At 62.1% G+C, this 20,541-nt stretch carries 20 protein-coding genes; 4 read left to right on the top strand and 16 right to left on the bottom strand.

The window, feature by feature from the left end; genetic code table 11:
* The 13 genes from pykF to AB5Y93_RS17460 all read right to left on the bottom strand — a co-directional run.
* Positions 1-1,247, bottom strand: a 1,247-nt coding sequence (gene pykF / locus AB5Y93_RS17520; RefSeq protein ID WP_368229947.1) for a pyruvate kinase PykF, incomplete at its 3' end; no start/stop codon positions are given.
* Between the two features lie 404 nt (positions 1,248-1,651).
* A complete protein-coding gene (locus AB5Y93_RS17515; protein WP_368229946.1) occupies positions 1,652-2,782 on the bottom strand; it encodes a cupin domain-containing protein in 1,131 nt (376 codons plus the stop codon).
* A gap of 152 nt (positions 2,783-2,934) precedes the next feature.
* Positions 2,935-4,305 carry an adenylosuccinate lyase gene (gene purB, locus AB5Y93_RS17510; protein WP_042014264.1) on the bottom strand — a complete coding sequence of 457 codons (1,371 nt, stop codon included), beginning with the start codon at positions 4,303-4,305 and terminating at the stop codon, positions 2,935-2,937.
* Between the two features lie 30 nt (positions 4,306-4,335).
* The gene (hflD, locus tag AB5Y93_RS17505) at positions 4,336-4,947 is read right to left on the bottom strand and encodes a high frequency lysogenization protein HflD (RefSeq protein ID WP_010673618.1); all 612 of its coding nucleotides are present in this window, start codon (positions 4,945-4,947) and stop codon (positions 4,336-4,338) included.
* A gap of 211 nt (positions 4,948-5,158) precedes the next feature.
* Positions 5,159-6,265, bottom strand: coding sequence for a tRNA 2-thiouridine(34) synthase MnmA (mnmA, locus tag AB5Y93_RS17500; protein ID WP_319885597.1), 1,107 nt, complete (start codon positions 6,263-6,265; stop codon positions 5,159-5,161).
* A 158-nt stretch (positions 6,266-6,423) separates the two neighbouring features.
* A complete protein-coding gene (locus tag AB5Y93_RS17495; protein WP_010673620.1) occupies positions 6,424-6,891 on the bottom strand; it encodes an NUDIX hydrolase in 468 nt (155 codons plus the stop codon).
* 64 nt (positions 6,892-6,955) lie between these two features.
* Positions 6,956-7,864, bottom strand: coding sequence for a 23S rRNA pseudouridine(2457) synthase RluE (rluE, locus tag AB5Y93_RS17490; RefSeq protein WP_368229945.1), 909 nt, complete (start codon positions 7,862-7,864; stop codon positions 6,956-6,958).
* Positions 7,865-7,946: 82 nt separating this feature from the next.
* Complete coding sequence (locus AB5Y93_RS17485) at positions 7,947-8,414, bottom strand: GNAT family N-acetyltransferase (protein WP_368229944.1); 468 nt, start codon at positions 8,412-8,414, stop codon at positions 7,947-7,949.
* Positions 8,411-8,605 carry a hypothetical protein gene (locus tag AB5Y93_RS17480; protein ID WP_319872942.1) on the bottom strand — a complete coding sequence of 65 codons (195 nt, stop codon included), beginning with the start codon at positions 8,603-8,605 and terminating at the stop codon, positions 8,411-8,413. The genes AB5Y93_RS17485 and AB5Y93_RS17480 overlap by 4 nt, the downstream gene beginning before the upstream one ends.
* Before the next feature lie 7 nt (positions 8,606-8,612).
* Positions 8,613-9,374 carry a DUF3142 domain-containing protein gene (locus tag AB5Y93_RS17475; protein ID WP_042864178.1) on the bottom strand — a complete coding sequence of 254 codons (762 nt, stop codon included), beginning with the start codon at positions 9,372-9,374 and terminating at the stop codon, positions 8,613-8,615.
* Positions 9,375-9,377: 3 nt separating this feature from the next.
* Positions 9,378-11,498, bottom strand: a complete 2,121-nt coding sequence (locus AB5Y93_RS17470) for a hypothetical protein (RefSeq protein WP_368229943.1) — start codon at positions 11,496-11,498, stop codon at positions 9,378-9,380.
* Between the two features lie 157 nt (positions 11,499-11,655).
* A complete protein-coding gene (locus tag AB5Y93_RS17465; RefSeq protein ID WP_368229942.1) occupies positions 11,656-12,438 on the bottom strand; it encodes a hypothetical protein in 783 nt (260 codons plus the stop codon).
* Between the two features lie 93 nt (positions 12,439-12,531).
* On the bottom strand, positions 12,532-12,825 hold the full coding sequence (locus AB5Y93_RS17460; protein ID WP_053288271.1) for a hypothetical protein: 294 nt from the start codon (positions 12,823-12,825) through the stop codon (positions 12,532-12,534).
* A gap of 558 nt (positions 12,826-13,383) precedes the next feature.
* Between AB5Y93_RS17460 and AB5Y93_RS17455 the strand changes: the two genes are divergently transcribed.
* A complete protein-coding gene (locus AB5Y93_RS17455; RefSeq protein WP_010673628.1) occupies positions 13,384-13,533 on the top strand; it encodes a hypothetical protein in 150 nt (49 codons plus the stop codon).
* A gap of 84 nt (positions 13,534-13,617) precedes the next feature.
* Here AB5Y93_RS17455 and AB5Y93_RS17450 read toward each other — a convergent pair whose 3' ends face one another.
* Complete coding sequence (locus AB5Y93_RS17450; RefSeq protein ID WP_368229941.1) at positions 13,618-14,709, bottom strand: alpha/beta hydrolase; 1,092 nt, start codon at positions 14,707-14,709, stop codon at positions 13,618-13,620.
* Between the two features lie 410 nt (positions 14,710-15,119).
* On the opposite strand from AB5Y93_RS17450, the gene icd reads away from it, so the two are divergent.
* Positions 15,120-16,373, top strand: coding sequence for an NADP-dependent isocitrate dehydrogenase (gene icd / locus AB5Y93_RS17445; protein ID WP_010673630.1), 1,254 nt, complete (start codon positions 15,120-15,122; stop codon positions 16,371-16,373).
* Positions 16,374-16,439: 66 nt separating this feature from the next.
* Here icd and AB5Y93_RS17440 read toward each other — a convergent pair whose 3' ends face one another.
* Both AB5Y93_RS17440 and dsdA read right to left on the bottom strand, forming a co-directional pair.
* Entirely contained in the window at positions 16,440-16,616 is a 177-nt protein-coding gene (locus tag AB5Y93_RS17440; protein ID WP_010673631.1) for a hypothetical protein, read from the bottom strand.
* 339 nt (positions 16,617-16,955) lie between these two features.
* A complete protein-coding gene (gene dsdA, locus AB5Y93_RS17435) occupies positions 16,956-18,287 on the bottom strand; it encodes a D-serine ammonia-lyase (protein WP_368229940.1) in 1,332 nt (443 codons plus the stop codon).
* Positions 18,288-18,504: 217 nt separating this feature from the next.
* Here dsdA and dsdC point away from each other — a divergent pair, with 217 nt between their 5' ends.
* Together dsdC and AB5Y93_RS17425 are read left to right on the top strand one after the other, a co-directional pair.
* Positions 18,505-19,449 (top strand): DNA-binding transcriptional regulator DsdC, encoded by a 945-nt coding sequence (gene dsdC / locus AB5Y93_RS17430; RefSeq protein ID WP_368229939.1) that lies wholly within the window; start codon positions 18,505-18,507, stop codon positions 19,447-19,449.
* A gap of 349 nt (positions 19,450-19,798) precedes the next feature.
* Positions 19,799-20,206 (top strand): H-NS family nucleoid-associated regulatory protein, encoded by a 408-nt coding sequence (locus AB5Y93_RS17425; RefSeq protein ID WP_010673634.1) that lies wholly within the window; start codon positions 19,799-19,801, stop codon positions 20,204-20,206.
* The last annotated feature ends 335 nt before the right edge of the window (positions 20,207-20,541 follow it).

Raw genomic sequence — 20,541 nt, 5'->3', positions numbered from 1 at the left:
ACCACACCCTTGGTCAGCACCAGCTGGGCAGCGGTCTTCTTGTTGGTGGTGATGGCCAGGATCCAGGCTTTCGGGAAGTACTTGCGGATGGCCTTGGCAGACTTGCCGCCTTCAGTGGCGACCACGATCAGCGGGGCGTCCAGCTTCTCGGAGGTCTCGACCGCGCCTTTGCAGACCGCTTCGGTGATGCGCAGCTTGTTGCTGTCGTTGGCGGCAGACAGGTTGGACGGCATCACGGAGTCGGTACGCTCGCAGATGGTGGCCATGATGGTCACGGCTTCCAGCGGGTACTTGCCCTTGGCGGACTCACCGGACAGCATGACGGCATCGGTACCGTCCAGGATGGCGTTGGCCACGTCGCCGGCTTCGGCGCGGGTCGGACGCGGGTTCTTGATCATGGAGTCCAGCATCTGGGTGGCGGTGATGACCACTTTGCGTGCCTTGTTGCACTTCTCGATGATCATCTTCTGGGCGAAGATCACTTCTTCCACCGGGATTTCCACACCCATGTCGCCGCGGGCGACCATGATGCCGTCGGACACGGCCAGGATCTCGTCGAAGTTGTCCAGGCCTTCCTGGTTTTCGATCTTGGAGATGATCTGGATGGCCTCGCCACCGTGGGCCTTCAGGTGCTCACGGATTTCCAGCACGTCTTCCTTCTTGCGGATGAAGGAGGCGGCCACAAAGTCGACGCCCTGCTCGCAACCGAAGATCAGGTCGCGCTTGTCTTTCTCGGCCAGGGCCGGCAGCTTGATGGAGACGCCCGGCAGGTTGATGCCCTTGTTCTCGCCCAGATCGCCGTTGTTCAGGACTTTACAGATCACTTCGCGTTCGGTGATCTCGATGACGTCCAGGCCGATCAGGCCATCGTCAACCAGGATACGGTTGCCGACGCGCAGGTCGCTGGCAAAACCGGCATAGGTGACGGCGACTTTGTCTTTGTTGCCCACCACGGTCTGGTCGGTGGTGAAAGTGAAGGTCTGGCCGGCGACCAGGGAGACGTCGTTGCCGCCTTCGAGCTTGATGGTGCGGATTTCCGGACCCTTGGTGTCCAGCAGGATGGCTGCGTGCTTGCCGGTTTCGGCCATGACAGCGCGCAGGTTGCTGATGCGACCACCGTGTTCGGCGTAGTCGCCGTGGGAGAAGTTCAGGCGCATGACGTTCATGCCGGCATCCAGCATCTTGCCCAGCATTTCTTTGGATTCGGTCTTGGGACCGATGGTGCAGACGATTTTGGTCTTTTTCATGTCAGTCTTCATGGTTAAGGAATTTCCGCCGTGCAATATACACCAGTTTTTGGATACTTTTTATGATCCAGAAACAACGTTTTGAGCGAAAACGGCCTCAATTTGAAAGATAACGTTTTCGCTCACAGCTCATTTTAGGGGCTAAAATAATTGATTTTCCGCAACTGAGGCCATTTGGTTCCCATTTCTGGCCTCGCATCCTGCCCGATCCCATGTTGTTAAATGACAAACAACAGGGCCCCATTGCGGGGGCGATCCGGCCCGATGCCGTTGGCCGTCATCCAGTGTAGTCACTCCCTCCCGTGGCGTCAGGGCGAAGCAGCGCAAGGCAGGAGCCGGTTGGCCTACAGCGGAAAAAAACGCCGCCCCTCCCGGCACGTCGGGAGGGGCGGCAGCCCTCTGGATCAGCCGAAGAACCAGTAGCCGCGGTTGACCAGCCGGGTCAGCAGTTGCAGGAAGCCCGCCTGATCGGCCAGTTCCACCAGCGCGTCCTGGGTGATGATGTCCTTGTCGCACAGGAGTGCGATGGCGGCCGGATCCTCGCTTGGCAGGGTCCAGGCTTCGCCGTCGATGTAGCAGGTGCGGCTCTCGCCGCTGAACCAGACGCTGCGCAACCCCGGCACCTTGATGGCGGGCTCCCCCTGACTCAGCAGGTCGGCCACCTCGTCGGCGCTGTAGTCCGGCTCCACCGGATTGACGTCCAGATCGTGCTTGGCCTCGGAGATCATGGTGCCGAACCACTCCTTGAACAGGGTCTCGTCGTCGAGGGCCTGTTGCATCAGCTCCCGCAGGCGGTGCAGCTCATGGGGCTGGATCTCCCCGTGGCGGGCGCGGGGCTGGAGGTCCGGGTCGCCGTAACGTTCGGTGCGGATCTCGTTGTCGATCAGGTGATCGGCAAAGGAGGAGACAAGGGCCTTGGCGTCCGGCGCGCGGAAGCCCACGGAGAAGTTCAGGGAGGGCTCGATGGCGTAGCCCTCGTGGGGGAATCCGGGCGGGATGTAGAGGATGTCGCCCGGCTCCATGATGACGTCGATGATCGCCTCGAACGGCTCGCAGTGCAGCAGGGCGGCGTGGGCGGCAAACTCCTCGAGGGGCTTGGCATCGCCGACCCGCCAGTGGCGCTTGCCCTGCCCCTGGGTGATGAAGACGTCGTAGTTGTCGATGTGGGGGCCGACACCGCCGTGAGGGGTGGAGAAGCTCACCATCACATCGTCAAAGCGCCAGCCCGGGATGAACTGGAAGGGTACCGCCAGCTCGTGTACTTCGGGTACCCAGTGGTTGCACGCCTGCACCAGCACGGTCCAGTTCTCTTCCCCCAAGTGATCGTAGGATTCGAAGGGGCCGTGGGCCGCCTCCCACTTGTTGTTGAAGCGGGTGACCAGGCGCGATTCGATCACCTCTTCCATGGCCAGACCCGCCAGCTCGTCCGGGCTGATGGGATCCTGAAAGTCGGTGAAACCGCCCTTGATGAGGAGCGGGCGCTTCTGCCAGTAGTGCTCGAGGAAGTGAGCGATATCCAGATTGAGTTGGTACATGGTGCTTCTCGTATCTTGTGAGAGGGCTTGCCCAAGGCGGGCTTGGGCAAGGGCTCTGAAATGGCCCGATAGAGGGTGATCATATCAAATGGGCCAAAATCAACGGGGGCCCTGCCGTCATGACAGAGCCCCCGCCGGTTCGGTTACATCACTTATTTCAGCAGATCGACCAGACGCTGGGCGTCGCCGATGTAGTTGGCCGGGGTCAGCTTCTTGAGCTCGACCTTGACCGCTTCCGGCAGTGCCAGGGTGTCGATGAAGGTGCGCATCCCTTCGGCGTCGACGCGGCGACCACGGGTCAGCTCTTTGAGCTTCTCGTAGGGCTTCTCGATGCCGTAGCGGCGCATCACGGTCTGGATGGGTTCCGCCAGCACTTCCCAGTTGGCGTCCAGATCGGCGGCCATGGCGTCCGCGTTGGCTTCCAGCTTGGAGATGCCCTTCAGGGTCGCCTGATAGGCAATCAGGGAGTAACCCACCGCCACACCCAGGTTGCGCAGCACGGTCGAGTCGGTGAGATCACGCTGCCAGCGGGAGATGGGCAGTTTGCTCGCCAGGTGCTGGAACACGGCGTTGGCCAGACCCAGGTTGCCTTCGGAGTTCTCGAAGTCGATGGGGTTGACCTTGTGGGGCATGGTGGAGGAGCCGATTTCGCCGGCGATGGTGCGCTGCTTGAAGTGGCCCAGGGAGATGTAACCCCAGACGTCACGGTCAAAGTCGATCAGGATGGTGTTGAAGCGGGCCAGGGCGTCGAACAGCTCGGCGATATAGTCGTGGGGCTCGATCTGGGTGGTGTAGGGGTTCCAGGTCAGGCCGAGAGAGGTGACGAACTCCTCGGAGAACTGGTGCCAGTCCACATCCGGGTAGGCGCTGATGTGGGCGTTGTAGTTGCCCACGGCACCGTTGATCTTGCCCAGCAGCTCCACCGCCATGATCTGCTTGAGCTGGCGCTCCAGACGGTAGGCGACGTTGGCCATCTCCTTGCCCATGGTGCTCGGGGTCGCCGGCTGACCGTGGGTGCGTGACAGCAGCGGCATGTCGCGGTACTCGACGGCCAGGCGCTTGATCTCGCCGATGAGCTTTTCGCAATAAGGCTTGATCACCTCTTCCCGGGCGGTCTTCAGCATCAGGCCGTGGGAGTTGTTGTTGATGTCTTCCGAGGTGCAGGCGAAGTGAATGAATTCGCTGACGGCGGCCAGCTCCGGGTTCACTTCCACCTTCTCTTTCAGGAAGTACTCCACCGCTTTCACATCATGGTTGGTGGTGCGCTCGATCTGTTTGATGCGGGCGGCATCCTGCTCGTTGAAGTTGCTGACGATGCCGTCAAGCACGGCATTGGCTGCCTCGCTCAGGGCAGGGACTTCCGGGATCCCGGCGTGGCTGGCCAGTTTTTGCAACCAGCGCACCTCGACTTCGACGCGAAAACGCAGCAGACCGAATTCGGAGAAGATAGGGCGCAGGGCATCGGCCTTGTCGCCATAACGACCGTCAATCGGGGAAACGGCAGTCAGCGCGGACAGCTCCATGGGGTGAACTCCTGATGATTGGTGTGGGGGTTAAAATCGTTTGGCCAGTTCCACCATCTTCTTGCGGGCGAAGATGATCTGGGTACGGCTGCCGCCGAGCTGGCGCCACAGCACCACGGCGCGGATGCCTGCGAGCAGCAGGGCGCGCACCTTGTGCTGCACCAGGGGCTGCTGCAGGAAGAGCGGGGTGCCCGCCACCTGGATGCGCGGCCCGATGGGGCTGATAAGGTCGCTGTAGATGCTCGCCATGTTGGCCAGGATCTGCTCGTCGAGCAGATCGAAATGCTGTTGCTGGCGGCCGATCTGGCTGATCCGCTCCCCCAGCATGTTGAGGATGTCCTTGCGCTTGGCGAGCTTGCGCTCCAGCGCGATCAGGCTCACCACGTAGCGGGTCAGCTCGGCATTCTTCTGGCTGCCGTCGGCCCCCAGCTGTTCCACCAGGGCGCGATAGCCGTCGCGAATGGCCAGGTGGCTGCCGAACACTTCCAGCGGCTGCGTGGGGTTGGTGACCAGAATGCTTTGCAGGCTCTCGCGCAGGGAGGCTTCGTCGCAGGAGCCGTCACGGGCCACTTTCTGCACCAGATAGGCGGCCTGGCAGATGCCTGCGAAGGCCATGGTTCTGTCTTGGAATTTGTCGCTCATATCTTCACGGCCCTGTTCTGTTCTTTCACCGGCCGATGCCATGATCCGGCCTGGACGTTGCCAATCATGTATCGCTGCCTGGTACTGTTTTTCTTTGTCCCCACTCCCTCAGGGAGAGGGTCAGGGTGAGGGTGGTTACCCCCTCATCCCCAACCCTTCTCCCGCGAGGGGAGAAGGGAGTACAGCGCGGACGCTCGTGAGCGCCCAGCCCTTAGACCGGATGGCTGAAACGTTGTTCGATGATGCCGCCGCCCAGACACACTTCCCCGTCGTAGAAGACGGCGGACTGGCCCGGGGTTACCGCAGCCTGCTTCTCGTCGAAGATGACCCGGATGGTCTCATCGTCGATGGGCTGGATCAGGCAGGGGATATCTTCCTGACGATAGCGGGTCTTGACGGTGCAGCGGCGCGGCGCGCGAATGGGGGTGCGATCCACCCAGTGCAGCTGGCTCGCGACCAGGCCGTCGGAGTAGAGGCGGGGGTGTTCCCCTTGTGCCACCACGAGCGTGTTGCGCTCCACCTCTTTGTCCACCACGTACCAGGCCTCTTCGGTGGCATCTTTGCGACCACCGATGCCAAGCCCCTTGCGCTGGCCCAGGGTGTGGTACATCAGCCCCTGATGCTCGCCGATGATCTTGCCGTCCACGGTTTCGATGGGGCCGGGCTGGGCGGGCAGGAACTTGGCCAGGAAGTCCTTGAACTTGCGCTCACCGATAAAGCAGATACCGGTGGAGTCTTTCTTCTTGGCGGTGATGAGATCCAGCTGCTCGGCGATGCGGCGCACCTCAGGTTTTTCCAGATTCCCGACCGGGAACAGGCTCTGACCCACCTGGGCTTCGCTCAGGGTATAGAGGAAGTAGCTCTGATCCTTGTTGGTATCCAGACCGCGCAGCAGGCGCGGGCGGCCGGTGCTGTCGTCACGGCGCACATAGTGGCCGGTGGCGATGTAGGTGGCCCCCAGCTCTTCGGCGGCGAATTCCAGGAACGCCTTGAACTTGATCTCCTTGTTGCACAGGATGTCCGGGTTCGGGGTGCGACCCGCCTTGTACTCTTCCAGGAAGTGCTCGAAGACGTTGTCCCAGTATTCGGCGGCGAAGTTGATGGTGTGGAGTTTCATCCCCAGCTTGTCGCAGACGGCCTTGGCATCAGCCAAATCCTGGGCGGCAGAGCAGTACTCGTCCGTGTCGTCTTCTTCCCAGTTCTTCATGAACAAGCCTTCGACCTGATAGCCCTGCTGCTGGAGCAGGTAGGCCGAGACGGAAGAATCCACGCCGCCGGACATGCCGACGATCACCTTGATTTGGCTGTTGTCTGTCATTAGTCGAAGTTACCAGTTCGTTTAAACGGGGCGTATTCTACCAGAGTTTTGCGCCCCCGGTCACATCTCCCTGCCGCCGTTCCCCTTGGAAGCCCGGTGGCGGGAAATCGTTTTTCTTGTCTCGGCCCCATAGCGTCAAAAAGAGCGTCCAATGGCGCTTAGATGAAAGCCTTGAGGGCCGACAGCGGCAGGCGGGTGCCTGCCAGATAGTCCTGGATACACTGCCACACCAGGGGGCTTCGCAGGGCGGGCTTGCACTCGGCAATCTCCTCCAGGCTGAGCCAGTGACAGGCCAGTACGTCACCGTCGGGATCCTCTGGATGGTGCTGACCGGGCGACTTTTCAAGGTCGAAGATGACGGCGGTTCGCACAAAGGTGGCCTCGCTGTCCGCCGGTTTGAAGAGGTAGACCCCAAGCCAGCCGGTGGGCGCGGCGGTGAGTCCGGTCTCCTCCTTCAGCTCGCGGCAGGCCGCCTGGATGAGATCTTCTCCCGGCTCCACGTGGCCGGCGGGCTGGTTGAAGCGGCGCTTGCCCGCAATCTCCTCTTCCACCAGCAAGAAACGCCCCTGCCAGTGCACCAGGGCGGCCACGGTGAGGCGGGTGGGCAGCGGTGGGTGATCGCTCATAAGGACTCCTTGTCTTGTTGGCTGTGCCCCGGCAGGGGCGCTCGATGCAGATCCGCTGTCGCCTTCATTCAGAGGGCTTGGTGCGAGCCGGACGGCGGGCGGTGGTGCGCCCGCCGCTGCGATTGCCGGGGCGCGGGTCTGCCCTGCGGCGCTCCCGCCCCTGAGGTGGCTCCTGATCTGTTGGCCGGGCGGTGCGGGGGGCACTGCGGCCAGTGCCCCCGGCTGCGGCGGATGCCCGTGGTTTGCCTTGCGTGGCGGCTGGTCGTGGCGCGGGGGCCAGCTCGGGAGCGGGCAGGGCGCGGCTCTCTCCCGGCGCCAGACCATCGAGGGTCCACTCCCCGATGGCGTAGCGGATGAGGCGCAAGGTGGGGTGGCCGATGTGGGCGGTCATGCGCCGCACCTGGCGGTTGCGCCCCTCCACGATTGTTATCTCGAGCCAGCAGGTGGGGATCTCTTTGCGCTCGCGTATGGGCGGATTGCGTGGCCACACCGCAGGGTCATCCATGATGCGCGCCCCGGCGGGCAGGGTCATGCCGTCGTTCAGTTCCACACCGGCGCGAAGGGCCGCCAGTTTCTCCTCGCTCGGGATGCCTTCCACCTGCACCCAGTAGGTCTTGGGGGTCTTCTCTCCCGGCTGGGTGAGGCGTGCCTGCAACTTGCCGTCGTTGGTGAGCAGCAAGAGCCCTTCGCTGTCTCGATCCAGCCTGCCCGCGGCATAGATGCCGGGCTCTTTGATGTAATCCTTGAGGGTCTCGCGGCCCGCCTCGTCGGTGAACTGGCAGAGCACCATGTAGGGCTTGTTCAAGAGCAGCAGCTTTCGATCCGCCGGGGCGGGGGCCGGTTTGCGCTCGTTGACTCTCCCTGCGTGCCGGGCCTCCCGGCGTTGGGATAGGTGCACCGTGGTGGGCCCGCTGGCCGTGCGGCCTGCGTCAGGGCGGGCGGAGAGGGAGAGACGGGGACGGGCTGATTTCATCGCATGCCTACCAAAAACAGGGGATGGCGGAGTGTACCACAGGGGGCGGCCATCAGGGGGAGAGCGGGGCTTCCCTCTCGGGTCAGGGGGAGGCGGTGTCCGGCGCCAGTGCGAGGGAGAGGCGCAGCATGTCCTTGTGCTGGATGCCGTGCTCCATCAGGGGCTCGGGATAGTGGATGAGGAAGTGATCCTTCACGACGGCATGGACGCGAAAGCCGTGGCGCTGGTAATAGGCGAGCTGGTGGCCGAAGCTGCCGGTACCGAGCTCGACGCGGCCTATCCCCTTCCCGGCCAGGTTCTCCAGCACGAAGCGCAGCAGGCCGGAGCCGATGCCCTGCTGCTGGCGGCTGGGGGCAACGGCGATGTTGAAGATCTCGGCGGTTTGCTCCCCCACCAGGCCCGCCACGCAGGCCCCCACGACCTCGTTGTCCGCCAGGGCGGCAAAGCCCCAGGCCCCGGGCAGGTAGGCGGCGATGCGCGACGCGGCGGGATCGGCCTCCAGCAGCAGGGCCAGCGGCAGGTGGGCGGGGTCCATCTCGGCAAATGTCATCCTTGTTTCTCTTCCTGTTTGTGACGGCGCGCGCCGCGCAGCACGATGGCGGGCTTGACCGATGTGGTGGCCCGGGCGGCGTTCCTCTCGCACGGCATCTCGCCCGGTGTGGATGCCACCAGCCGGATCAGGGTCGGCCACTGCCGCTTGCCGTGGGCACGCCCTTGCACCTGTGTCCCGATAGGGTTCACCCGCGTCTCAGTGGGCGTCATGCCGGGGAACAGGGGGGCTGGTCCCCGGGATCGGCGCCGGGCGGTTGAGCAGGAAGACCACCTCGCCCCGGTAGTGGGGGGAGGCGGCCAGTGTTGTCTGCCAGGCGGGATCCCACTCCCCATCCTGCACCAGCCCTACCTTGAACGGGATGGTCAGGTGCGCCATGGCGGGCAGATAGGCCTGATAGCCCGGCACCGTGCGCGTGCCCTGATAGGTCTGGATCACCAGCTCGTCCACGGGCAGGCGATTGAGCTCTGCCACGTCCCCCGTTTTCGCCCAGTCGAGCAGCCCCGTCACGCTGAGCTTGCACCCGGGAGGCAGGGCGCGCCGCAGTTGTTGCAGGGCGTTGCCATAGCGATCGAGCTGGCGGGTCGCCGCATCGAAGTCGATCTGGATGCCCGCCACCCTGGCCCCGGCCGCGCGCCACCCCTCGTAGAGGCGCACCAGCACCTGCTCGTGGGCGGGGGAGAGGGGGAGGGCGTTGACACGCACCACCAGCCAGACTTGCCCGGCCTTGAGGGGGGAGGGAACCCGCCCCAGCTTGACGAAGCGGGGGCCGCCGGGCCTGTCCAGGATCTCCCCCTGATGCAGATAGAGGGTGCTGGCCTGTTCCAGTACCGGCTGGTGGCGGGTGGCGGACCAGAGCCAGAACCCGTGATAGGCGCTGGCATCGACACTGGCCTCAAGGGGGGTGGCCAGGGCCGTCAGCAGCAGCGCCAGCAGGGCGCGCTCAGGGGGTCTGCTCATGGCTCACCAGTAGTATTTGAGGGATCTGGCCCACACCGAGTTGCCATAGCGCTGCTTGAGGGTGTTGAACCAGGCCTGCCGGGTGCGTTTGGGGATCTCCTGGCTGTCGCAGCTGTTGTAGCCGGAGGGGGCATAGCACTGGATGGCGCGATAGAGGGCATAGCTCTTGTCTTCGGGCTCCGCTTTGGGGTTGGCCATCACGGCCTGATAGAGGGCGAGGCGACTCGGGAACGTGGGACGCTCGTCTTGCGCCAGCCCCCAGATCATCTCGCGATCCTGCCACAGGTCGATATGGGGATCCCGGCTGCGCAGGTACTCCCCGAAGCAGTTGAGGGCATGACCATCGTCGGGGCGCTGCACCAGGGTGCCAAGGGTCTGGGCCAGATCCCCGCAGTGGTAGCCCTGGGGCGTCCCCTCTCCGCGCCACTGGAACGCCGAGAGGCGCACATCCCCGTTGGGCACGGGCTCCCAGGGCGCGTCGGCGGGAGGGGTCGCCTCCTTGTAATCGGCGGGGATGAGGGCCACATCCTGCAAGAAGGTGGCCGGGTCGCTGGCGATGAGATCCCGCACCAGCAGGGTATGGAGCGCAATCTGCCGCTCCGCCGCGCTCGGGCCCTGACTGGCTTGCTGGCGCAACAGGGCGGGGTCGGCCTCCTGCTTGAGCACGGCCGCGCGGATGCGCAGCTGGGTGATGGGGCTGCCCGGCTGGAAGATGGCGGCCGTGTTGCCGGTGCGCACCCAGTGATCCGCCAGCACGTTCTCCACGAACGCCTGCTGGGCCTGACCCAGGGGGGAGGCCACCAGCGCCATCAGGGCCTGCTCGGCCTTGTCGAAGGCCTTCATGCCCTGCCAGGCCCAGATGCGCAGCATCTGGTGGCTGAATGCCAGGGTGGCGTCCTCCTGCCCCGGGGAGGGCAGGGCCAGCACCTGCTCGAACTGCTTGTCCAAAAAGAGGGCGTAGGCCTTGAGATAGGCCGCCTGCGCCTGGTGACCGGTTTTTTGCAGGTGCGCGATGGCGTCGTCCAGATGGGCATCTTGCCAGTCCCGCGGCCGCTCATAGGTCGGTCTGAGACCCCGCAGGGCATTGACGAACAGCAGCGCCGGCTGGGCCGAGTCCTGATAGGCCGCCTGATGGCGATAGGCATCGCCACTGAGCAGGGTGAGATCGATCTCGTTGACCAGGGCCTCCAGCGCCGGCAAGGGTTGGCGGGTTGCCATGGCCTCGTCATAGGCATCCCGCAGGGCGCCGAGATCACCGGCCATCCACTGGATGCGTCTGAACAGTCCTCTGGTCGAGCTGGCGTAGCGCCCTTGCGGGTAGGCCGCCAGATAGGCCTGACCCTGGGCCATGGCGCGGCGAAGGGCCTCCTTGTCGCTCCTGGTCACGTCCTGATCGCCGTATTCGTCCTTCGCCTCCTTCATCGCGAGGTTGATCTCCGTGCGCATCACCATGTAGGTCGCGCTCTCGGCCACCCAGGGGGCCTTGGCCTGCTGCAAGGCGGCAAAGCCTGCGCGGGCCTCCTCGAAGCGGCTCTCGTAGAAGTGCCGGGCGGACTGCAGATACCCCTGCCACTCAAGGGCTGCATCGCTCATTTCGGTAGCGGGGGCCGGGCTCTCCTGTTGTCCCAGGATCAGCAGACGGCTTCGCAGCAGCGACGTGCGCTCCGGGGCGGGCACTTCGCTCTGCTCGAGGGCGTCCAGAAACGCGCTGACCGAGGAGAGGGAGTTGGAGATGGCGTGGCCGTAGAGGGAGTCGTGGCCCGCGTAGTGCTCGAGCAGCGGTGGGAGGGACGGGTCGTAGGCGGCCAGCCGGCTGCCGAGCTGCTCGCGCAGCGCCGGGTCCTCCACCTCCTCCGGCTGGGGGAGGCGGGTGAGGTAGAACAGCGGCTGGCTGCGCTCGTTCAGCGGATCTGCCGGCAGGGTGAAGGGGAGGGGGTGATGCTGGGCATCCCCCAGCAGCATCAGCAGGTTGCCCCGGGTGTCGTTCTCGTTGAGATAGAGCGGATAGGTGGGGAGAGGGCAGTCGGTGAGCCAGAAGCCGCACCCGTCACCGTCACCGGAGGCGAGGGCGGGCAGTGCAACCAGCGTCATCGCCAGCACCGAGCAGTGGGTCAGAGATGTCATGGGATCGCTATCCGTTTGTGGGCCCGCGCCGTGCGTGACGCCCGGGCAGGAAAAGGGGGTTCGCAGTGGCGGGCAATAGTACGAAACAGGGTCACAAACGACAACCCATTATGACCTGGTCGGCGCTCTCTCTGTCAGGACGCCTGCGCCATGCCGTCTATTTCGGGACGGCCTTGTCAGGCTGGTAGCGGGTTTCGGTTATCTGGTCTAGGCGCAGGATCAGGGTGTCACCCCCCTTGAGGCGATAGGCGCAGTGGGAGGTGTTGCAGCCGATGCGGATATGGGGTTCATCCCCCAGCAGAGGGGACTGGCTATGGGCTTCGCTCTCTGGCCAGTTGCCTTGTTCGAGGTGGGTGATTTGGTCTTTAGCGAGCTCCTCCCCCATAGGTTTGATGTGTTCTGACGCCATGATGACCAGCAAGGGAGGCAGTATAAAAACAGTAAATTTGAAGTAAGTACGTTTTAACCAGCTCAAACAGTGGAAGGTAAACGGAGCAGGATAGTGATGAGCAATCTTGCCTCCTTTTTGTACAATGGTAAGCCGCTCGACAAAGCGAAATAACCACCATGAGAGCCTCAGCCGCCATTTCACTTTGAAAAATAAAAATGTGAGCGAGAGAAACAGTCCGGCTACTGCTGTAACGAGCGGTAGCACATAGGGTAAGAACAGTTGAATGAGCAGATAAAATCCGTGAAATAAGGTGGTGTCTGGGGATAGAGAGAACTCATCGCTCTTCAATCCGAACTGTCCTAGGTAGCCGTGGTAATAACGCATACCCACAAAGTAGACAGCCGCAGTCAGTATTGGCAAAAGTGCACACAGAATGCCGACAAATGCCAGCATGGTCCCTTTCTCTTGTTCCTCGTCTTTTACTGCCCGTAGCGCTTGCAGATGCTTCTTGAGCCACTTGCGCTTCAGTGCGGTTAAATCCTTTTCCATCTGAGATGTCTCCCTGTCCCGAGCGCGTGCTCTTTGCTGCTTCGCGGGTGTCAGCATCTGCCATCGCCATACAAAAAGGGCGAATGTGGATGCTTATATCGGGGGCTCTTCGGTGCGAAAGAGCGCCTTGCCGCAGGCGAGGCAGGTGTGGCGAAAGCGATGATCAGGCCAGCCGGTCTGGGGGTGGCCCAGCACCTTGTCGGAGCCGCAGGCGCAGCAGCGCGCCCCATGTTCATCGTCGGTGGCGCACTCGGGATGCTGGTGCAGGTAGTCGGCGCGGGTGGGCAGGCGCAGCCAGTCGGGCTGGGCATGGCGCTGGTTCCAGAAATAGCACCCATAGAAGGTGCCTGCGGCGACGGGCAGGGCAAACCACCAGAAGAGATCCATGTCATGACTCCGACGAGAGGGGATGAGAGCGGCAACAACCCGCTCAGCAGGCGTGGTGCGGCTTCATTTTATCGGGGCGGGAGTGGGGCGGGATATGCCCGGATGGGTAACAAGCGAACCTGCTGGTGGTCGGGTTGGCAAGCCGCAGGGTCGGGGTTGGGGATTATCTATCCATTAAAGAGATGGGTTGTGTCATAACCCATCGCATTTTTGGATGGACATGGGGGCCTTTCCGGTCGCAAAACCTGGAGATCGGGGCGTTTTTGTGAAAAAAAATGTGCATATCCCCGTCATGCCGATCTCAAGGGAGCCATTGAGCGAGTGATAGATATCAAGATATTGATATAAATGGTAAAAGTAGTATTTTTATCAGGCGTTTTCAGGGTGGATGATGGGGTTTCATAAGGAGCTTTAACCCATTTTCTAGATTGGTTTTTGCATAATCAATCGTTTATTTTGTTGGACAATTGGGGAAAACCTGGTGTCCAATCGGGTGAGCAGGTTGGCCAAACAGTGCCGTCAGCCAGTGTGTAACCCGAGATGTAAGGAGACATCCTGATGGAAAAACTTGACCAAAAAATCGACACCATGCGCCAGGAATTCGAGTCCCAGGGGCAAAAACAGGCCCAGGACAGATGGCAGGCCAGGGTCGATGAACTGCAACGGGAGCGCAGCGAAGCGCCCCAGCCGGAAGCGGCAGAACACTAGCCCCTGGCGGCCTTGTGGCCACCAAGTGAGCGCATAATGAACAACCACCGCCCTGCTCGGGGCGGTGGTTTTTTTGCGCAGTGGCTAGAGGCGATAGAGGTTCTGGGCCGCATCGAACAGCTCCGCGCGCTCGCCGGTGCCGCCGTTGAAGACGGTGTGGAAGAAGCGCAGCACCTTCTCGTTGGCGAGGGCATCCCCTTCGAAGTAGGCGTGAGAGTCCCCCACATGGGGCTGATTGGTCACGTCCACGTAGGTGGCCGTTCTGGCGTCCAGCCGCCGGGTGTAGTGGCCGAGCCTCGCCTTTTGTTGCTCCCCCATCTTCATGCGCGATGCCATCAGGGCACCATCGCGCTCATTGATGGTGATGTAGAGGCGGTTGCGACACTGGATGCGATCGACCCACTGGGCGTGAAGCTCGTTGTTGGTGTCGGCGGCGGCCATGATGATGTTGTCGAACAGCAGCTGGTTGGCATGGTAGGTGGTGCTGCCCAGCAGGTGCTTGAACAGGTAGTTGCCCATGCTGTGCAGCAGCAGATTGATGGTGAAGGGGCAGCGCTTGTTCACCTCCTTGGCGAAGTAGCGATCCCAGGCCTCGCCGTTGTCGGCGAACTTCTTCTGGGCCTTCTCTTCTAGTTGCGTCACATACTGGCCGTTGAACTCGTCGAGCAGCCCCTTCATCTTCTCCAGCACCCGGTCAAGGGCCCCGGCCGAGGCCAGGGCATCGCGCTTGTCGCTCTTGTAGCTCAGCACGCCCCGGGCGCCGCCGCCATTGGCGGGCCAGCTGAAGCAGAGCACCTCGACGCCGTAACGGGCCTCGAGCCCCGCGGCTCGCTCCAGCACATCGTCAAGATCGTTGTTGAAGCCGTGTACGAACAGCAGCAGGTGTTTGCCGGTCTTGAGCTTCTGCTTGGCCGTGCTGCCGGTCCCGGCGCAGCGCTCCAGCAGCTTGCGCGCCACATAGGCGCTGGCCGGGTGGGGGAGGTCGGGGTCAAGGCCGACGCTGGCGGCCATCTCGGCGGTGATCTGATCCGGCAGCAGGTCCAGCTGCCACTGTTTGTCCTGACGCCGGGCCTCGGCGAGGCGCAGTTCGTTGGGGCCCTCTGCGGGTTTTTCGCCAAAGATCTCGCTGGGGGTCTTGCCCTGCTCGTTGACCATCCGGTTGGTGACGATAAACATGGTGTTCTCCTTGTTGTCGTGCTCTCTTCATGACCGGCCACGCCCCGGGCGCCCCGATCACTGGCAAAGAGCCTAGTCCGGATCCGGCAGCCTGTCCCCCGGCGCGCCTTGCCTCGCCAAAGGGGTTACGACGATGTAAAGGCGAACGGGATTTGGGGGAAAGGCTCCTTCGGGGCGGCGAGGGCAGGGAGACGCTGTCATCACTAGAGGAAGAGGCCCGGATGGACGGGGCCTGCGCCTCGTCAGGACCAGAGGGCGGCAAGGGAGGAGGGGATCCTCAGGCGCACTGTGATCCACTCCCCGACTATGGTCTGACATGCACGCCCGCTATTTGATTATGCAAATGGATGGGCTTAAGATGGCCGCGCGCAACGATCAGATTGATAACAAACGGAAGTTAGGAGATGCCGATGGAAAGCAAAGTAGTTATCCCGACCCAGGGCCAGAAAATCACAGTCGATGCCAGCGGCAAGCTGCAGGTTCCCCACAATCCCATCATTCCGTTTATCGAAGGGGATGGTATCGGTGTGGACGTGACCCCGGCCATGTTGAATGTGGTGAATGCTGCGGTCGAGAAAGCCTACAAAGGCGAGCGCAAGATCGCCTGGATGGAGATCTATACCGGCGAGAAATCGACTCATGTCTATGGCGAAGGTGCCTGGCTGCCGGCCGAAACCCTGGATTTCATTCGTGAATACTGCGTGGCCATCAAGGGCCCGCTGACCACCCCGGTCGGCGGCGGTATTCGCTCCCTCAACGTGGCCCTGCGCCAGGAGCTGGATCTCTACGTCTGCCTGCGCCCGGTCCGTTACTACGAAGGGACCCCGAGCCCGGTCAAGCACCCCGAGCTGACCGACATGGTGATCTTCCGCGAGAACGCCGAAGACATCTACGCCGGCATCGAGTGGAAGGCGGACAGCGATGAAGCCAAGAAGGTGATCGCTTTCCTGCAAAACGAGATGGGCGTGAAGAAAATTCGCTTCCCCGAGTCCTGCGGTATCGGCATCAAGCCCATGTCCAAGGCCGGTACCGAGCGTCTGGTCCGTGCCGCCATCGAGTACGCCATCGACAACGATCGCGACTCCGTGACCCTGGTGCACAAGGGCAACATCATGAAGTTCACCGAAGGTGCCTTCAAGGATTGGGGCTATGCCCTGGCCCAGAAAGAGTACGATGCCCAGCTCATCGACGGCGGCCCCTGGTGCTCCTTCAAGAACCCGAAAACCGGCAAGACCATCGTGGTCAAGGACGTCATCGCCGATGCCTTCCTGCAACAGATCCTGCTGCGTCCGGCCGAGTATGACGTCATTGCCTGTATGAACCTCAACGGCGACTACATCTCTGACGCGCTGGCGGCCCAGGTCGGCGGCATCGGCATCGCGCCGGGCGCCAACATCGGTGACGGCGTTGCCCTGTTCGAAGCCACCCACGGCACCGCGCCGAAATACGCTGGTCAGGACAAGGTCAACCCGGGCTCCCTCATCCTCTCTGCCGAGATGATGCTGCGCCACCTGGGCTGGACCGAGGCGGCTGACCTCATCGTCAAGGGGATGGAAGCGGCCATCGCCAACAAGACCGTCACCTATGACTTCGAGCGTCTGATGGAAGGGGCCACCCTGCGTTCCTGCTCCCAGTTCGCCCAGGACATGATCGACCAGATGTGATCCGGGTCGTTGAAATGCAAAACCGGCGCCATGAGCGCCGGTTTTTTTATGGAGGAGAGCAGGTCGTCAGGTGGTTTTTTCCACGTGCTGCTCGTAGATCTGCTGCCATTTGCTGGTCTCGGCCTCATCTCCACGGGCCTGCCAGAATTCGCAGATGGAGCTGGCGAGCTCGGATGCCATGGCGTGGTCTCCGTCACGGCGGCTCATCAGATATTGTCCCAACCAGCTTTGATATTGTTTCATCGCCCGATCTCCTTATCTAAGGTGCCCAGAGGGGAGTGCTCCTGGCGTCAAGGTCGCGCAGGAGCGATTCGAACTGGGTACATGTTGTGCTGCGCCCGGCAGGTGTTGGTCGCCGGAACCGGTGGTTATCTCATCGGAAAAAGGGGACAACGGGGCGCAGATGTCAAAAAACGGTCTCTATCGTATCACAAAATAACCAGTCAGTGGGGATGGATGATAAATCAGGCTGTCCAGCAGTCTGGCCGTCTGTGTCATGGTGGCGAGGGCTGAGGTGCCATCTTGCTGATCTCGCAGCAGAAAAACCCGCCAGGTCGGCGGGTCACGGGGGCGAAAAAAAGATCAGATCCGGGCGCAGGCCAGGTATTTTTCCATCTCCTCGGTGGGCACCATGCCGCCGCCGGTGGCCCACACCAGGTGGGTGGCACCGGCCATCCTGGCTACATCCAGTCCCTGCCCACTCTGCCACTCAAGGTTGGCGGCCACTCGCCAGGGGCCTGCCATGCCCGCCAGTGCCGAGGGCTCGAGCCGGATCTCTTCATCCCGGGCCAGGAGCCCCAGCAGGTCGTACATCTCCTGATCGCTCAGGGTGTAGAAGCCCGCAAGCAGGCGTTCCATGGCGCGGCCGACAAAACCGGAGGCGCGTCCCACCGCGAGGCCGTCGGCGGCGGTGAGGTTGTCGATGCCAAGGTCTTGCACCGCAATGGCATCGTGCAACCCGGTGTGGACCCCGAGCAGCATGCAGGGGGAGTGGGTAGGTTCGGCGAAGAAGCAGTGCACGTTGTCCCCGAACGCCAGCTTGAGACCAAAGGCCACTCCGCCCGGGCCACCGCCGACGCCGCAAGGCAGGTAGACGAAGAGCGGATGGTCGGCGTCCACCCTGATGCCTATCTCGTCGAACTGCTTTTTCACCCGCTCGCCCGCCACCGCATAGCCGAGGAACAGGGTGCGAGAGTGCTCGTCATCGATGAAGAAGCAGGCGGGATCGCGTTCGGCCTCCTTGCGTCCCTGCTCCACCGCCACCCCGTAATCGTCGGCATATTCCACGACGATGGCGCCATGTTCGCGCAACTTTTTCTTCTTCCACTCCCGCGCATCGGCGGACATGTGGACGGTGACGCGAAAGCCGAGGCGGGCGCTCATGATGCCGATGGAGAGGCCGAGGTTGCCGGTCGACCCCACCGCGATGCTGTACTGGCCGAAGAAGTGGCGGAACTCGTCCGAAAACAGCGTGCGATAGTCATCCGTCTCGCGCAGCAGCCCAGCCTGGATGGCCAGATGTTCGGCATGGGCCAGCACCTCGTGGATGCCGCCGCGCGCCTTGATGGAGCCGGAGATGGGCAGGTGGCTGTCTTGTTTGAGCAGCAACCTGCCGGTGAGTTCGACGCCATAGCGCCCATTGAGGGTCCCCTGCAGGGTCGGGATGGCGGCGATCCCGGACTCGATGATGCCGTGGCTGGCGCGGGTTTCGGGGAAGGCCTCGCACAGGTAGGGGGCGAAGCGGGCGAGCCGGGCGGAGGCGGCGGCCACATCGTGCCGGGTGAGCCCCACATGGGGCAATCCTTCCGCTAGGGAGGTGGCCCCCGGATTGAACCAGGTCACAGGGGTGAGGGCGATCAGCGGTTCGAGCAGGGGGAAGCGGGCGATGAGCCCGGCAATGTCGGTGTGTGTCATGAAAGCCTCGCGTGGAGTGGTGACGGAATCATCCCATTGAACGGCGCCAGCGTTGCCGTGACAAATGATAAAACGCGTGGCTTGGATGAGCTCAGTTGATGCAAATGGTCATCTACCCTGCTGTTTCTTCGAATATGGGTGAGTTGAGTCTTCCTGGTGAATGCAAACCTCGCCCTTCTGGTATCATCCGCCAGATAAAAGAGAGGAAGGCCCAACCATGCAACGCGATGAGCACCCGGGGGTGAGGAGCAAGCTGCTCAGCAGCCATCAGCTCGCCAGGCTCCACACCTTCGAGGCGGCGGCCCGCCACGGCTCCTTTGCGCTCGCCGCCGACGAGCTCTCCTTGAGCCCAAGCGCGGTGAGCCACCGCATCTCGGCCCTGGAAGAGGCGCTCGGGTTTTTGCTGTTCCAGCGCTTTCACCGCAAAGTGGCCTTGACCACGGAGGGGCAGCGCATTTTCTGGGCGCTCACCTCTTCCCTGGAGTTCATCAATCAGGAGGTGCTGGAAATCAGGGAGCAGGCGCTGTCGGGCTCCCTGACGCTGCACTCGCGTCCCTCCATCGCCCAGGGCTGGCTGGTGCCAAGGCTCGCCGATTTTTCCCGCCTGCATCCTCACATCGAGCTCAACCTGCTGACGGGCAACGAGCATATAAACCTGCACGGCTACGGCATCGACTTGACCCTCAACTTCGATGCCAGAACCCCGACGGGCCTGGCCATCCACCCCCTGATGGATGAATACATGGTGCCGGTGTGCAGCCCTCAATACGCCAGCGACCACGGTCTGATGGGGGAGGTGGGGAATCTGCAGCAGTGCCGCCTGCTCCATGACAGGCAAGCCTGGGGCCTGGACACCGACAGCGACGAGTGGCGCACCTGGGGGAGTCACTGGCATCTCTCCCTGGAGGTCTGCTCGTCACACATGGGATTTGATCGAGCGGATCTGGCGATCCTTGCCGCCACCCACCACGCCGGTGTCGCCATGGGGCGCAGGCAACTGGCAAGCCAGGCGCTGGCGAGCGGAGCGCTGGTGATGCCCTTCCCGGACATGGCGGTGCGCTGCGAGCCGCGTTATTACCTGGCGACCCTCCCTCACCGCCAGTGTCCCAAGATCCAGGCATTCATCCGCTGGATACAGGATCAGGCGCAAGGGGCATCCTGAAACGGGACCTGGTTTATTGTCCGCGAAGGTCATGGCCATGAGCGCACTATTTGTACAATAAGGGCCGGCACTGCTGCTAAATGACCTGGCGCAGAGCGACGCGGGTAAGAGATAACACCGTGTGCAACGGATGAGGTGAGCCTGAGATTAACCGGGGAAAATAGAAAATAAAGTCTGTGAGAGTATTCCCAATAAGTATCAGGCAGGGAATTAACCACGGTGAATAATGTCCATATGGTGTCAGAGCGCTGCCGGATGGTATAAAAACATTATGTTGTTATCCAATGGGCATGCTATTCTCAAATCGTGTTATCCCTGTGACATACAAAAATAATTCTGTGAGGAAGTAATGAACGAGTTTCTGAAGGTTCTGCTGAACATTCGCAGCTTGCGCGCTGCCATTCGTGAACTGCCGTTTGAGCAACTGCAAGAAGCGAAAGAAAAGTTTGACCTGGTATATAACGAGCGTGCCGAGTCCGTTGAACAGGAACGCGCCGAACAGGAAGAGCGTCAGCGCAAACTGAATGAATTCACCGAAATGCTGCAACAGGCTGGTATTGATCCCCGTGAGCTGATCGGCAGCGTGGCGGCTCCGGCTGCGGCGGGCACCACCAAGAGCAAGCGTGCTCCCCGTCCTGCAAAATACAAATACCAGGAAGACGGTCAGGAGAAGACCTGGACCGGTCAGGGTCGTATGCCCAAGGCCATCGCCGAGCAAGTTGCGCTGGGCAAGGATCTGAACGATTTCCTGATCTGATCGCCAGCTCCGGATCTCGATAATGCCGCCTGCAGGGCGGCATTATTATTTTCAGGGTTCAGATGATGTCGCAGTAAAACCCAATTGCGCAGGTTACTCCGGTTAATTGGAGAGCCTCGTCTGGAATAGCCATGACCATCATGTGCCCAATAAAGGTGGCGCATCATCTTCCATGCCACCTCGCCACTTATACGCACTGAGGACTCATACAGCCCGTGTATCTTCGTCCCTTGTGAGAAACGAACATGGATACCTGCTGTGACAGAATGAAATAGCGGCGGTGGATCCTCATCTGTACGCCTGAGCGGCCCGTCTCTTTTTCTTGCTGATGCATG

The sequence above is a fragment of the Aeromonas sp. R10-1 genome (assembly GCF_040908465.1).
In the GTDB taxonomy this organism is placed as follows: domain Bacteria; phylum Pseudomonadota; class Gammaproteobacteria; order Enterobacterales; family Aeromonadaceae; genus Aeromonas; species Aeromonas caviae.
This window is presented reverse-complemented; position numbering and strand designations above follow the sequence as displayed.

Bases quoted from the DNA above. Each gene is read 5' to 3' on its own strand.
- AB5Y93_RS17515 (WP_368229946.1), bottom strand. From the start codon at position 2,782: ATGTACCAACTCAATCTGGATATCGCTCACTTCCTCGAGCACTACTGG.
- purB (WP_042014264.1), bottom strand. From the start codon at position 4,305: ATGGAGCTGTCCGCGCTGACTGCCGTTTCCCCGATTGACGGTCGTTAT.
- hflD (WP_010673618.1), bottom strand. From the start codon at position 4,947: ATGAGCGACAAATTCCAAGACAGAACCATGGCCTTCGCAGGCATCTGC.
- mnmA (WP_319885597.1), bottom strand. From the start codon at position 6,265: ATGACAGACAACAGCCAAATCAAGGTGATCGTCGGCATGTCCGGCGGC.
- AB5Y93_RS17495 (WP_010673620.1), bottom strand. From the start codon at position 6,891: ATGAGCGATCACCCACCGCTGCCCACCCGCCTCACCGTGGCCGCCCTG.
- rluE (WP_368229945.1), bottom strand. From the start codon at position 7,864: ATGAAATCAGCCCGTCCCCGTCTCTCCCTCTCCGCCCGCCCTGACGCA.
- AB5Y93_RS17485 (WP_368229944.1), bottom strand. From the start codon at position 8,414: ATGACATTTGCCGAGATGGACCCCGCCCACCTGCCGCTGGCCCTGCTG.
- AB5Y93_RS17475 (WP_042864178.1), bottom strand. From the start codon at position 9,374: ATGAGCAGACCCCCTGAGCGCGCCCTGCTGGCGCTGCTGCTGACGGCC.
- AB5Y93_RS17470 (WP_368229943.1), bottom strand. From the start codon at position 11,498: ATGACATCTCTGACCCACTGCTCGGTGCTGGCGATGACGCTGGTTGCA.
- AB5Y93_RS17465 (WP_368229942.1), bottom strand. From the start codon at position 12,438: ATGGAAAAGGATTTAACCGCACTGAAGCGCAAGTGGCTCAAGAAGCAT.
- AB5Y93_RS17460 (WP_053288271.1), bottom strand. From the start codon at position 12,825: ATGGATCTCTTCTGGTGGTTTGCCCTGCCCGTCGCCGCAGGCACCTTC.
- AB5Y93_RS17455 (WP_010673628.1), top strand. From the start codon at position 13,384: ATGGAAAAACTTGACCAAAAAATCGACACCATGCGCCAGGAATTCGAG.
- AB5Y93_RS17450 (WP_368229941.1), bottom strand. From the start codon at position 14,709: ATGTTTATCGTCACCAACCGGATGGTCAACGAGCAGGGCAAGACCCCC.
- icd (WP_010673630.1), top strand. From the start codon at position 15,120: ATGGAAAGCAAAGTAGTTATCCCGACCCAGGGCCAGAAAATCACAGTC.
- AB5Y93_RS17440 (WP_010673631.1), bottom strand. From the start codon at position 16,616: ATGAAACAATATCAAAGCTGGTTGGGACAATATCTGATGAGCCGCCGT.
- dsdA (WP_368229940.1), bottom strand. From the start codon at position 18,287: ATGACACACACCGACATTGCCGGGCTCATCGCCCGCTTCCCCCTGCTC.
- dsdC (WP_368229939.1), top strand. From the start codon at position 18,505: ATGCAACGCGATGAGCACCCGGGGGTGAGGAGCAAGCTGCTCAGCAGC.
- AB5Y93_RS17425 (WP_010673634.1), top strand. From the start codon at position 19,799: ATGAACGAGTTTCTGAAGGTTCTGCTGAACATTCGCAGCTTGCGCGCT.